The organism is Streptomyces sp. NPDC001832 (assembly GCF_040297265.1).
GTDB lineage: Bacteria > Actinomycetota > Actinomycetes > Streptomycetales > Streptomycetaceae > Streptomyces.
Window position 1 is genome coordinate 51,308 of sequence record NZ_JBEOYU010000007.1, and the last position, 12,648, is coordinate 63,955.

The window sequence follows — 12,648 nt, forward strand, 5'->3', positions numbered from 1 at the left end:
AGAGGGACGCGCAGGGGGCCTTGTCAGGTCGTCGGTCAGGGCCTGCGGGCCGAGGTGACGCGGTAGACGTCGTAGACGCCCTCCACGCCCCGTACCGCCTTCAGCACGTGTCCGAGGTGCTTCGGGTCGCCCATCTCGAAGGTGAAGCGTGATGTGGCCACCCGGTCACGGGAGGTCTGGACGGCCGCCGACAGGATGTTGACGTGCTGGTCGGACAGGACGCGGGTGACGTCCGAGAGCAGCCTCGACCGGTCCAGGGCCTCGACCTGGATGGCGACCAGGAAGACCGAGGACTGGGTGGGCGCCCACTCGACCTCCAGGATCCGCTCCGGCTGCTGCGACAACGAGTCGACGTTGACGCAGTCGGCGCGGTGCACGGAGACGCCGCTGCCGCGGGTGACGAAGCCGATGATCGGGTCGCCGGGGACCGGCGTACAGCAGCGGGCCAGTTTGACCCAGACGTCCTCGACGCCCTTGATGACGACACCCGGATCGGCATTGGCTCGGCGCTTGCTGCGGCCGCGCGAGGGCGGCGAGCTCTCCGCGAGGTCCTCGTTGGCGGCGTCCTCGCCACCGAGCGCCTGGACAAGCTTCTGTACGACACCGGCCGCGGCCACATGGCCCTCGCCGATCGCCGCGTACAGCGACGAGATGTCGGGGTAGCGCATCTCGTGGGCGAGGGTGACCAGGGAATCGCCGGTCAGAATCCGCTGGATCGGCAGGTTCTGCTTGCGCATGGCACGCGCGATGGCATCCTTGCCCTGCTCGATCGCCTCGTCGCGGCGCTCCTTGGAGAACCAGGCGCGGATCTTGTTCCGGGCACGCGGCGACTTGACGAAACCCAGCCAGTCCCGGGACGGTCCGGCACCGGCCGCCTTGGAGGTGAAGACCTCCACCAGATCGCCGTTGTCAAGGGTCGATTCGAGCGGTACGAGCCGCCCGTTTACCCGTGCTCCTATGGTCCGGTGGCCGACCTCCGTGTGCACGGCGTACGCGAAGTCGACCGGCGTCGCACCCGCGGGGAGCGCTATGACGTCGCCCTTGGGCGTGAAGACGAAGACCTCGTTGCGGGAGAGGTCGAAGCGGAGCGACTCCAGGAATTCGCCGGGGTCCTCGGTCTCCTTCTGCCAGTCCAGGAGCTGGCGCAGCCACGCCATGTCGTTGACGGTCTCCTGGCCGCGACCGGTGTTCTTGGGTACGTCGGTGCGCACCTTGGAGGCGCCCGCGACGGCCTCCTGCTTGTACTTCCAGTGCGCGGCGATGCCGTACTCGGCACGGCGGTGCATGTCGAACGTACGAATCTGCAGCTCGACGGGCTTGCCACTGGGACCGATCACCGTGGTGTGCAGCGACTGGTACATGTTGAACTTGGGCATCGCGATGTAGTCCTTGAACCGGCCTGGGACCGGATTCCATCGCGCGTGGACGGTGCCGAGCGCCGCGTAACAGTCGCGGACTGTGTCGACAAGGACCCGGATGCCCACCAGGTCGTAGATCTCGGCGAAGTCCCGGCCCCGCACGATCATCTTCTGGTAGACGCTGTAGTAATGCTTCGGCCTGCCGGTGACGGTGGCCTTGATCCGGGCGGAGCGCAGGTCGGCCTGGACCTCGTCGGTCACTATGGCGAGGTATTCATCACGCTTGGGTGCCCGTTCGGCGACGAGGCGGACGATCTCGTCGTACATCTTGGGGTAGAGGATCGCGAAGGCAAGGTCCTCCAGCTCCCACTTGATGGTGTTCATGCCCAGGCGGTGTGCCAGTGGGGCATAGATCTCAAGCGTCTCGCGGGCCTTCCTCTCCTGCTTCTCCCGCTTGAGGTAGCGCATGGTGCGCATGTTGTGCAGCCGGTCGGCGAGCTTGATGACGAGGACCCGGGGGTCCCTGGCCATGGCGACAACCATCTTGCGCACGGTCTCGGCCTGTGCGGCCTCGCCGAACTTGACCTTGTCCAGCTTGGTGACCCCGTCGACGAGCAGGGCGACCTGGTCGCCGAAGTCCCGGCGCAGGGTGTCCAGGCCGTACTCGGTGTCCTCGACCGTGTCGTGCAGCAGTCCGGCCATCAGCGTCGCAGGGTCCATGCCCAGCTCGGCAAGGATCGTCGTGACGGCCAGCGGGTGTGTGATGTACGGGTCGCCGCTCTTGCGCTTCTGGCCGCGGTGCCAGCGCTCGGCCACCTGGTAGGCGCTCTCGATCTGGCGCAGCGTGGCAGTCTCGATCTTGGCGTCGTTGCTGCGGACGGTGCGCAGCAGCGGTTCGAGCACCGGGTTGTACGGGCTGGAGCGCTGCACACCGAGGCGGGCGAGCCTGGCCCGTACCCGGCTGGAGGAGCCGCCGGAGCGGGTCGCGGAAGCGGGCGCGGCTACCGGCTTCGCCGGGGGCTTCGGCGCGGAAACGACCGGGGAGGCGGGGGCGGCCGGCTGAGCGGGCGAAGCGGGCCCGGGCCGCAGCGCCGGTGCGCTGGCCCGCTCCGGGCCCTTGCCGGTCTTGGGGGCCGGGGGCTTCGGCTTCTCCGCGGCCTGCTTCTTCCCGGGCGCGACTGGGACCGCCACCGGCTTGTCAGGCTGCGGGGCGGCGACTGGCTGGGCCTCGTCTGGCAAGAGCGCTCCTCATGCGGATCCGGATACCCGGAAAGGCCATCGTATCGATCCTGTGGCCGGTCCTCCCGCGGGGACCGTGAGAGCCGTCACAACGCCTGACGGGCACCGGTTGTTCCCGGGCGCCCGGGAAGCACCCCCCTTGATCTTCATCCCGTTGTTGAAGCCCTTGGCCACATGCGCAGACATGAAACGGGTGCCCCAGGGAAATCCCTGGGGCACCCGTTTCATGGTTGGGGGTTCTCAGACCTGGCTGAGCGCCTCGAGCGGTGCGCCTGCCAGGGCGGGCTCCAGCCGGGCCCGGCCGGCGAGGAACTCGAGCTCCATGAGGACCGCGAGGCCAGCGACCTGGGCACCGGCCCGCCGGATGAGTTCCAGCGACGCCTGAGCGGTGCCACCCGTGGCGAGGACGTCGTCGATGACCATGATCCGGTCGCCGGCACGGAGGTCCTCCGCGTGGAGCTCGATCTCCGCGGTGCCGTACTCCAGGTCGTACGCCTGCCGCAGCGTGGCCCTGGGGAGCTTCCCCGCCTTGCGCACGGGAATGAATCCCATCCCCGCCCGGACCGCGACCGGCGCGGCCAGGATGAAGCCGCGAGCCTCCAGACCTGCGACCTTCGTGGCACCGTGCCGGACGCACAGCTCCGCGAGGGTGTCTGTGAGGGCCGTGAACGCGAGCGGGTCCGCGAGCAGCGGCGTGATGTCCTTGAACATCACGCCCGGCTTCGGATAGTCCGGCACGTCGCGGATACGGCTGAGCAGGAGTTCCCTCGTGCTCTCGGTGGTGCTGGTCATCAGCGCTTCCCCGGGGTCCGGCCTTGGCCCCTGCGGGGCTGCTGGCGCTGGCCGACGACCGCGGCGGCAGGGGCGGCGTTCTCCAGGAGGTCGTCGTTCGACGGTTCGTCCTCGGCAGACTCTCCCTTGGCTGCGGCTGCCGCACGCTTGGCGAGAACCCGCTTCTTCAGGGCCTTCATCTGCGGATCGCGTTCCTTGAGGTCGGCGACCAGCGGGGTGGCGATGAAGATCGAGGAGTACGCACCGGCGGCGAGGCCGACGAACAGCGACAGCGAAATGTCGTTCAGCATACCGGCGCCGAGGACGCCGCCACCGATGAAGAGCAGAGCGGCGACGGGGAGCAGAGCCACGACGGTGGTATTGATGGAGCGGACCAGCGTGCCGTTGATCGAGCGGTTGGCGATCTCGCTGTACGTCCACCGGGTCTGCTTGGTGACGCCGTGCGTGCTCTCCCTGAGGCTGTCGAAGACGACGACCGTGTCGTAGAGGGAGTAGCCGAGAATGGTCAGCAGACCGATCACGGTGCCCGGGGTGACCTCGAAGCCGACCAGGGAGTAGACCCCGACCGTGATGGTGATGTCGTGGATCAGTGCGACCAGGGCCGCGATCGCCATGCGCCACTCGAAGGCGATGGCCAGGTAGATCACCACGAGAACCATGAAGATGCCCAGGCCCGTCCAGGCCTTGTTGGCGATCTGCTCACCCCAGCTGGGGCCGACCAGGTCAGCGGCGATCTTCTCCGTCGGGACGTCGAGGTCCTTGGAGAGCTGGGCCTTGATCTGGTCGGACTTCGCGGTGTCGACCTCGGAGATCTGAATACGCAGACTGCCGTTGCCGAGCTTCTGGACGATCGCCTGGTGACCGGATGCCTCCGTCGCGAAGTCCTCCGCCTCGGCGACGCTGACGCTTGTCTTCGGGGTGGTGAAGACCGCACCGCCCTTGAATTCGATGCCCATGTTCAGGCCGCTGACCGCCAGGCCGACAATGGCTGTGATGGTGATCAGGATCGAGATCCCGTACCAGATCTTGCGCTTGCCGATGAAGTCGTAGCCGACCTCGCCGCGGTAGAGACGGGCGCCGAGACTGCCGAGTCGCGACATGTCACGCCTCCTTCGGGTCAGTGGATGCGTTGACACGGCGCGAGCGGCGCAGCGGCGGCTTGGCGCCGAGCCGCTTCGGGTCCAGACCGGACCACGGGTGACCGCTGGAGAAGAACTTTCTACGGGCCAGCAGCGTCATGACGGGCTTGGTGAAGAGGAACACCACGACCACGTCGAGCAGGGTGGTGAGACCCAGCGTGAAGGCGAAGCCCTGGACCTTGCCGACGGTGACGACGAAGAGGACGGCGGCGGCGAGGAACGACACGAAGTCGGAGACCAGGATGGTGCGCCGGGCGCGGGGCCAGGCGCGCGCGACGGCCGGGCGCAGCGTACGGCCGTCGCGGATCTCGTCGCGGATTCTCTCGAAATACACGATGAAGGAGTCCGCGGTGATACCGATGGCCACGATGGCGCCACAGACCGCTGGGAGGTTCAGGGCGAAGCCGATGGCCGGGCCGAGCAGCGACATGATCGTGTAGGTCAGGATGCCGGAGACCATCAGGCTCAGGAGCGCGATGAGCGCCAGTCCGCGGTAGTAGGCCACCAGATAGATGACCACCAGGGCCAGACCGATGGCGCCGGCGATCAGACCTGCCTGGAGCTGATCGCCACCGAGCGCGGGGGTGACGGTGGTGACGCTCTGCTCCTTGAACGAGAGCGGGAGCGCACCGTAGGAAAGCACATTGGCCAGGTCCTCGGCGGACTGCTGGGTGAAGCTGCCCGAGATCTCTGCGCTGCCGCTGAGCGTCGAGTTCACCTGGGGCGCGGAGACGACCTCGCCGTCCAGGGCGATGGCGAACTGGTTCTGCGGGGGCTGCTGCGCGGAGAGCTTCTCGGTGACCGCCTGGAACTGCTTGGAGCCCTTCTTGGTGAACTCCATGTTGACGATCCACATGCCGCGCTGCTGGTCAAAACCGGCCTTGGCGTTGTCGACCTCGGTGCCGGACACCTCGGCCGGGCCGAGGACGTACTTGGCGTCGCCTTCGGAGCTGCACGCGACGACCATGTCGGTGGGCTTGGCGCCCTGTGCGGCCTTGGCGCGGGACGCCTTGTTGGAGCAGTCGAGCTCCGCGAACTGCTTCTGCAGCTTGGCGGCGGCTGCCTGGTCCGCAGCGGATGCCGACGGTGTGGCGTCGGCCGTCGTCGTGGCGCTCGCCTTGGGGGTGGGCGATGAATCGGTCTTGAGTGCGCCGGTGACCGCGCGGCCCTGGGTGGTGGCGCTCACGCTCGGCGTCGCCGACGCCTTCCCGTTGTCCGCTGAGCTCGGGCTCGCGGAGGGGCTGGGCTTGCCGGACGACGAGGCGCTGGGCTCCGGGGTGGGCGTGCCCGGGGCGACGGTCAGCACCGGCCGGAAGTAGAGCTTGGCGGTGGTGCCGACCTGCTCACGGGCCTGGGCGGAGTCCGTGCCTTTGGGGATGTTGACGATGATGTTGCGATCGCCCTGCGTCTGGACCTCGGCCTCGGAGACGCCAAGACCATTGACACGGCGCTCCATGATCTGGACCGCGGTGTCCATGTTGGTCTTGTTGATCGCCGCTTCCTGGCCTGGCTCGCTCTGCGCCTCAAGCGTGATGGACGTGCCACCCGCCAGGTCGATACCCAGTCGTGGGGCCGTCTGACCGGCCAGGAACATCCCGCCGGTGAGCGCGACCATGGCGATCAGGATCAGAGCCAGGGCACGCCCCGGCCTGCCCTGACCGCCGGCCGGCCCTCGGCTCTTCTTCGGTGCTGCCACCTTCTCGTTTCTCCCTGTCCAACCGCCCCGCGCCGGGTACGCGCCCGAGCGGCCACGAAGTGTAGTGGGGACCCGCCCCCGCAGAAGATCGCACGGTCCGGGGAGTGCCGGATGCCGGTGGGCTCACGGCAGCCTCCCCGAGTCGTGGGCTACTTCGCTTCGGCCTCGCCGCTCGTCCTGCCCTCGGACTTCTCGTCAGACTCTGCGTCCGCCGACTCGGCATCGTCGGCCTCGGCCTTCTTGCCCAGGTCGATCTTGGCGTCGTCCGAGATGTCCTCGTCGGTGTCGGCCTCGGTCAGCGAAGAGGCGTCGTCCGGCACGACCGCGCCATCGATGTCGAGGACGTCATCGTCGTCGCCGTGGACGATGCGGTTGTACTCCTCGTCGTCGAGGACGGCACCGACGGCGTTCTTGGCGTAGACGGCGTGGACGCCGGGCGCGACCTCAAGGAGGACCGTGTCGTGGTGAACCTCCTTGACGGTGGCGTACATGCCCCCGATCGTCCGGACGCCGGTGCCGGGCTGCATCTCATTGCGCATCTGGACGGCGGCCGCCTGCTTCTTCTTGGCGGACCGCGTCATCAGGAACATGGCCCCGATGAGCACGATGAAAGGGAGGAAAGACAGGGGATTCACGGGACGAGTTTCCTTAGCACGACCGCGCTGAAAGGCGGCCTGATCTACGGGGGTGGGAACACCGACCTGTACGGGCGGCATCGGCGGAGTCTAAGCGAGTCCGCATCGTTGGAACAACGCCCGACGCCGCCCGGTGGTTCCTGTCCACGTGAACCTGTGCCGCATCACGCCCCGAACAGACCCTGTTGTCCCTTTCCGCCGTGCTGGGGAGGTACAAGGCCGAGATGGGCCCAGGCCGCGGGTGTGGCGACACGCCCCCTCGGCGTCCTGGCCAGCAGTCCTTCCCGCACCAGGAAGGGCTCCGCGACCTCCTCGACCGTCTCGCGCTCCTCGCCCACGGCTACCGCGAGGGTGGACAGCCCGACAGGACCGCCGCCGAAAAGCTTCAGCAGGGCGCCGAGCACCGCCCGGTCCAGCCGGTCGAGGCCGCGCGCGTCGACCTCGTACACCCCGAGGGCGGCGGAGGCGACAGCGCGGTCGATCCGTCCGTCGGCCTTGACCTGGGCGTAGTCCCGGACACGGCGCAGCAGCCGGTTGGCGATACGGGGGGTTCCGCGGGAACGTCCGGCGATTTCGGCGGCGCCGTCCGCGTCTATCGCCACGTCGAGGAGACGGGCGGAGCGGTGGATGACGCGTTCCAGTTCGGTGGGGGTGTAGAACTCCATATGGCCGGTGAAGCCGAAACGGTCGCGCAGCGGGGGCGGCAGCAGTCCGGCCCTGGTGGTGGCGCCGACCAGGGTGAAGGGCGGCAGTTCCAGCGGGATGGCGGTGGCTCCGGGGCCCTTGCCGACGATGACATCGACCCGGAAGTCCTCCATCGCCATGTAGAGCATCTCCTCGGCGGGCCGTGACATGCGGTGGATCTCGTCCAGGAAGAGGACTTCGCCCTCCTGGAGCGAGGAGAGAATCGCGGCAAGATCACCCGCATGCTGGATGGCGGGGCCCGAAGTGATCCGGATCGGCGCTCCCATCTCGGCCGCGATGATCATCGAGAGGGTGGTCTTGCCGAGACCCGGGGCTCCGGAGAGCAAAACATGGTCGGCAGTGGCGCCGCGGGCCCTGGCCGCCTTGAGGACCAGGTCGAGCTGTTCACGGACCTTTTCCTGGCCGACGAATTCGTCGAGGTCCTTCGGCCGCAGCGCCGCTTCGACCGCGGTGTCCTCACCGTCCGCGCCGGCGTCGACGAGCCGCTCGTCGAGCCGCTCGTCGGTGTCGGGTCCGGTCTCGTCCCAGTTCATTCAGTCTGTCCCGCCTCGGGTGTTTCGGTGCCGTGCGGTGCCCGGCCCGGTGTCGGGGGTCTCCCCCGGGGGTGACGCGCTCCGGTCAGCGCGCGCGGTTGAAGGTCTGCAGCGCGGCGCGCAGCAGCTGCGGCACGGGGGCCTGCCCGCCCTCGGCCAGGGCCGCCTCGGCCTGCGGGGCGACAGCGGTGACCGCTTCGTCGGCCTCGCGGGTGGCGTAGCCGAGACCGATCAGCGCGGCTTGCAGCTGATCGCGCCAGGAGGAGGAGGTGACGGCCGCGCCACTGCTCTGTCGGCCGATGTGGGCGCCGATGGGCTCACCGAGTCTGTCCTTCAGTTCGAGGAGGAGCTTCTGCGCGCCCTTCTTGCCGATGCCGGAGACGGCGGTGAGCGCCTTCTCGTCACCGGCGGCGACCGCGATCCGCAGGGCGTCCGGGGTGTGGGTGGCGAGCATGGCCTGGGCGAGCCGGGGGCCGACTCCGCTTGCGGTCTGGAGCAGTTCGAAGACCTGCCGCTCGTCGTCGTCGGCGAAGCCGTACAGGGTGAGCGAGTCCTCCCGCACGACTAGGGAGGTGGCCAGCCTGGCCTCCTTGCCGATCCGGAGGTCGGCGAGAGTGTTCGGCGTGCATTGGACGGCCATGCCGATGCCGCCGACCTCGATCACGGCCGTGGTCGGGGCGAGTGCGGCCACGGGGCCGCTGACGAAGGCGATCATCGGGGGACCTTCCGGACGGGAACTGCGGGTGTACGGGGAACGCGCGAGGTACGGGGAACGCGCGAGGTACGGGCTGCCAGGGCGGCAGCCGCGTGTGCCTGTTGGATGCGGTTGACGGCGGGGGCGCGCCAGATGTGGCAGATGGCGAGCGCGAGGGCGTCGGCAGCGTCGGCGGGTTTCGGCGGGGCGGCGAGCCTCAGGAGCCGGGTGACCATGGCTCCTACCTGTGCCTTGTCGGCGCGGCCGCTGCCGGTGACGGCCGCCTTCACCTCGCTGGGGGTGTGCAGGGCGACCGGTATGCCGCGCCGGGACGCGCAGAGCATGGCGACCGCACTGGCCTGGGCGGTGCCCATCACCGTACGGACGTTGTGCTGGCTGAACACCCGCTCCACGGCGACGAATTCGGGCCGGTGCTCGTCGAGCCATTCCTCGATGCCGCGCTCGATGGCCACCAGCCGGTGGCCGAGCTCCGCATCGGCCGGGGTGCGGACGACTCCGACGCCGAGCATTGTCAGGGGCCGGCCGGCGACACCTTCGACGACGCCGACACCGCACCGGGTCAGCCCCGGGTCGACGCCGAGTACCCGCATGGAAGGCCCCCTCCGTACCGATCGGTCAACTGTTCCCGCAGGCTATCGGCTCGCACTGACAATGCGACGGGCCGACGGGGTGTGTCCCCGTCGGCCCGTCCGTGAAGGTTGCGCTGAGCCCGGCTCAGGCCTCCACCTTCTCCATGACCTCGTCCGAGACGTCGAAGTTGGCGAAGACGTTCTGCACGTCGTCGCTGTCCTCCAGCGCGTCGATCAGCTTGAAGATCTTGCGCGCGCCCTCCTCGTCCAGCTCGACCTGCATGGTCGGCAGGAAGTTGGCCTCGGCGGAGTCGTAGTCGATGCCGGCCTGCTGGAGCGCGGTACGGACCGCGACCATGTCGCCGGCCTCGCTGACGACCTCGTAGGTGTCACCGAGGTCGTTGACCTCCTCGGCACCCGCGTCGAGCACGGCACCCAGGACGTCGTCCTCGGTCAGCTCACCCTTGGGGACGATCACGACGCCCTTGCGATTGAAGAGGTACGAGACCGAACCCGGGTCGGCCATCGAACCGCCGTTGCGGGTCATCGCGACACGCACGTCGGACGCGGCACGGTTGCGGTTGTCGGTGAGGCACTCGATGAGCACCGCGACACCGTTCGGGCCGTAACCCTCGTACATGATCGTCTGATAGTCGACGCCACCCGCTTCGAGACCGCCACCGCGCTTGACCGCGGAGTCGATGTTCTTGTTCGGTACGGAGCTCTTCTTCGCCTTCTGGATCGCGTCCACAAGAGTCGGATTTCCATCGGGGTCCACACCGCCGGTACGGGCCGCGACCTCGATGTTCTTGATCAGTTTCGCGAAGAGCTTGCCGCGCTTGGCGTCAATCACGGCCTTCTTGTGCTTCGTCGTAGCCCATTTAGAGTGGCCGGACATCTGCCTTCTCCTTCGCGTCACCAAAAACGATCCGAACCCGAGAGATCCTACCGGGATCGAGTCACCCGACTGCGCGCACCATGTCGACGAACAACGCGTGAACGCGATGGTCCCCGGTCAGTTCCGGGTGGAATGACGTCGCCAGGGCGTTTCCCTGACGTACGGCGACGATGTGACCATCGTGCTCCGCCACCACCTCGACCTGCGCGCCGACCGATTCCACCCAGGGGGCGCGGATGAACACGCCCTCGACCGGGCCGCCCTCGATACCTGCGACCTCGACGACCGCCTCGAAGGACTCGTTCTGCCGCCCGAAGGCGTTACGGCGCACGATCATGTCGATGCCGCCGACCGTTTCCTGGCCCGAGCGCGGGTCGAGGATCTTGTCGGCGAGCATGATCATTCCGGCGCAGGTGCCGTAGACCGGCATCCCGTCCCGTACCCGCTCGCGCAGCGGTTCCAGAATGCCGAACAGAGAAGCCAGCTTGAACATCGTGGTGGACTCGCCACCAGGAATGACCAGGCCGCCGACCTCGGCAAGCTCCTCGGGACGCCGGACCGGCCTGGCCAGGGCATCCGCCGAGGCCAAGGCGATCAAGTGTTCCCGTACGTCGCCCTGGAGAGCCAGGACTCCGATCACAGGGGTGTCGCTCATCAGTGACTACCAGCCACGGTTGGCGTAGCGCTCGGCCTCGGGCAGGGTGTCGCAGTTGATGCCGACCATGGCCTCGCCCAGGTTCCGGGAGGCATCCGCGATGATCTTCGGGTCATCGTAGAAGGTGGTGGCCTTCACGATGGCGGCGGCGCGCTTGGCCGGGTCGCCGGACTTGAAGATGCCGGAGCCCACGAAGACGCCCTCGGCACCGAGCTGGCGCATCAGCGCAGCGTCGGCGGGGGTGGCGACGCCGCCGGCGGAGAACAGCACGACGGGCAGCTTGCCGAGCTCGGCGACCTCCTTGACCAGCTCGTACGGGGCGCGGAGCTCCTTGGCGGCGGCGTACAGCTCGTTGTTGTCGTAGCCGCGCAGCCGGGCGATCTCGTTCTTGATCTGGCGCAGGTGACGGACCGCTTCGACGACGTTTCCGGTGCCGGCCTCGCCCTTCGAACGGATCATGGCCGCGCCCTCGGCGATACGGCGCAGAGCCTCGCCCAGGTTGGTCGCGCCACAGACGAACGGGGTGGTGAAGGCGAACTTGTCGCTGTGGTTGACCTCGTCCGCCGGGGTGAGGACCTCGGACTCGTCGATGTAGTCGACGCCGAGGGACTGCAGGACCTGGGCCTCGACGAAGTGTCCGATGCGGGACTTCGCCATCACCGGGACGGAGACGGCCTCGATGATCTCCTCGATCATGTTCGGGTCCGACATCCGGGCCACGCCGCCGTCCTTGCGGATGTCGGCCGGCACCCGCTCCAGGGCCATGACGGCCACGGCGCCCGCATCCTCGGCGATCTTCGCCTGCTCGGCGTTGACGACGTCCATGATCACGCCGCCCTTGAGCTGCTCGGCCATGCCGCGCTTGACGCGGGCGGTGCCGGTGGCCGGGGAGTCGGCGGACTGCGGGGTGGTGGGAAGCGTGGACACGGATCGACCTCACTCGGAGAAAAAGTTGCTGAAAGCACTGATTGGTGCAGTGCTTGCTGAGCAAACTCTCCGGGACCAGTCCACAGCAAGGGCCAATGAAAGGCCGGTGGATCGTTTTGCACGTGTACGGGACGGGTTGTGAGCCCAGTCAGGTACGAGCGTGGCCCCGGGTCAGCTGACGGGGCGGTCGGCCAGGGCGACAGGCGGTTCGTCGTCCATCTCGAAGGCGAGCGGGAAAGGGGCGTGCCCGGCCAGCCGGAACCACCGCACCGTGCGGTGCCGACGCAGCGCACGCGCCGCGCGCACCGCGTCGTTGTGGAACCGCCGGGCCATCGGGACACGACGCACGGCCGCGGCGAGTTCGAACGCCGCCTCCTCGCCGCCGGGGATCTCCTTCACCGACTCCACCTGCGCCGTCTCACCGAACACCGCGCGCAGTGCGGTGCTCAGCTCGCTCTCCGCGACTTCGCGATTCTCCTCCTCCGCCTGGCGGGCGGCGTGCGCGGCCTCGTACAGCACGATGGACGCGGCCGGGTCGAGGACACCGGATGTCGCCAGTTCCTGGGTGACCGATGCGCGGCGCAGGAGCTGAGCGTCGAGGGCGGCGCGGGCGGCGTCGATGCGGGTGTGCAGCCGGTCCAGCCGCCCGGCGGTCCAGCTGAGGTACATGCCGATCGCGGCGATCGCGACGGCGATCCAGATGAGGGTTTCGATCACGGGCGGCAAGGCTACCGTCGGCGCGCAGGCGGTGCGGCCGCCCGGCCCGGGATCCGGCGCGGATGCAGGC

At 68.5% G+C, this 12,648-nt stretch carries 12 protein-coding genes; all 12 read right to left on the reverse strand.

The genetic code is table 11. The features are described 5' to 3' along the window. Nucleotides 1–35: 35 nt before the first annotated feature. The 12 genes from ABT115_RS08185 to ABT115_RS08240 all read right to left on the reverse strand — a co-directional run bounded on the left by ABT115_RS08185 (nt 36) and on the right by ABT115_RS08240 (nt 12,530). Nucleotides 36–2,447 carry a RelA/SpoT family protein gene (locus ABT115_RS08185; RefSeq protein ID WP_502969047.1) on the reverse strand — a complete coding sequence of 804 codons (2,412 nt, stop codon included), beginning with the start codon at nt 2,445–2,447 and terminating at the stop codon, nt 36–38. 390 nt (nt 2,448–2,837) lie between these two features. Further along, nucleotides 2,838–3,389 carry an adenine phosphoribosyltransferase gene (locus ABT115_RS08190; protein ID WP_351785413.1) on the reverse strand — a complete coding sequence of 184 codons (552 nt, stop codon included), beginning with the start codon at nt 3,387–3,389 and terminating at the stop codon, nt 2,838–2,840. Next, nucleotides 3,389–4,489, reverse strand: coding sequence for a protein translocase subunit SecF (gene secF / locus ABT115_RS08195; RefSeq protein ID WP_351785416.1), 1,101 nt, complete (start codon nt 4,487–4,489; stop codon nt 3,389–3,391). The genes ABT115_RS08190 and secF overlap by 1 nt, the downstream gene beginning before the upstream one ends. Before the next feature lies 1 nt (nt 4,490). After that, nucleotides 4,491–6,224, reverse strand: coding sequence for a protein translocase subunit SecD (gene secD / locus ABT115_RS08200; RefSeq protein ID WP_351785419.1), 1,734 nt, complete (start codon nt 6,222–6,224; stop codon nt 4,491–4,493). A gap of 149 nt (nt 6,225–6,373) precedes the next feature. Then, nucleotides 6,374–6,859 (reverse strand): preprotein translocase subunit YajC, encoded by a 486-nt coding sequence (yajC, locus tag ABT115_RS08205; RefSeq protein ID WP_351785421.1) that lies wholly within the window; start codon nt 6,857–6,859, stop codon nt 6,374–6,376. A 164-nt stretch (nt 6,860–7,023) separates the two neighbouring features. Beyond that, complete coding sequence (gene ruvB, locus ABT115_RS08210; RefSeq protein WP_351785424.1) at nt 7,024–8,097, reverse strand: Holliday junction branch migration DNA helicase RuvB; 1,074 nt, start codon at nt 8,095–8,097, stop codon at nt 7,024–7,026. 85 nt (nt 8,098–8,182) lie between these two features. Further along, the gene (ruvA, locus tag ABT115_RS08215) at nt 8,183–8,812 is read right to left on the reverse strand and encodes a Holliday junction branch migration protein RuvA (RefSeq protein WP_351785426.1); all 630 of its coding nucleotides are present in this window, start codon (nt 8,810–8,812) and stop codon (nt 8,183–8,185) included. Further along, complete coding sequence (gene ruvC, locus ABT115_RS08220) at nt 8,809–9,402, reverse strand: crossover junction endodeoxyribonuclease RuvC (RefSeq protein WP_351785429.1); 594 nt, start codon at nt 9,400–9,402, stop codon at nt 8,809–8,811. Before ruvC ends, ruvA begins: the two co-directional genes overlap by 4 nt. 124 nt (nt 9,403–9,526) lie before the next feature. Further along, nucleotides 9,527–10,279, reverse strand: coding sequence for a YebC/PmpR family DNA-binding transcriptional regulator (locus ABT115_RS08225; RefSeq protein WP_351785431.1), 753 nt, complete (start codon nt 10,277–10,279; stop codon nt 9,527–9,529). A 61-nt stretch (nt 10,280–10,340) separates the two neighbouring features. Next, nucleotides 10,341–10,934 (reverse strand): pyridoxal 5'-phosphate synthase glutaminase subunit PdxT, encoded by a 594-nt coding sequence (pdxT, locus tag ABT115_RS08230; RefSeq protein WP_351785434.1) that lies wholly within the window; start codon nt 10,932–10,934, stop codon nt 10,341–10,343. A 6-nt stretch (nt 10,935–10,940) separates the two neighbouring features. After that, nucleotides 10,941–11,861 (reverse strand): pyridoxal 5'-phosphate synthase lyase subunit PdxS, encoded by a 921-nt coding sequence (gene pdxS / locus ABT115_RS08235; protein WP_351785437.1) that lies wholly within the window; start codon nt 11,859–11,861, stop codon nt 10,941–10,943. Nucleotides 11,862–12,032: 171 nt separating this feature from the next. Then, a complete protein-coding gene (locus ABT115_RS08240) occupies nt 12,033–12,530 on the reverse strand; it encodes a hypothetical protein (RefSeq protein ID WP_176740353.1) in 498 nt (165 codons plus the stop codon). Nucleotides 12,531–12,648 lie beyond the last annotated feature (118 nt).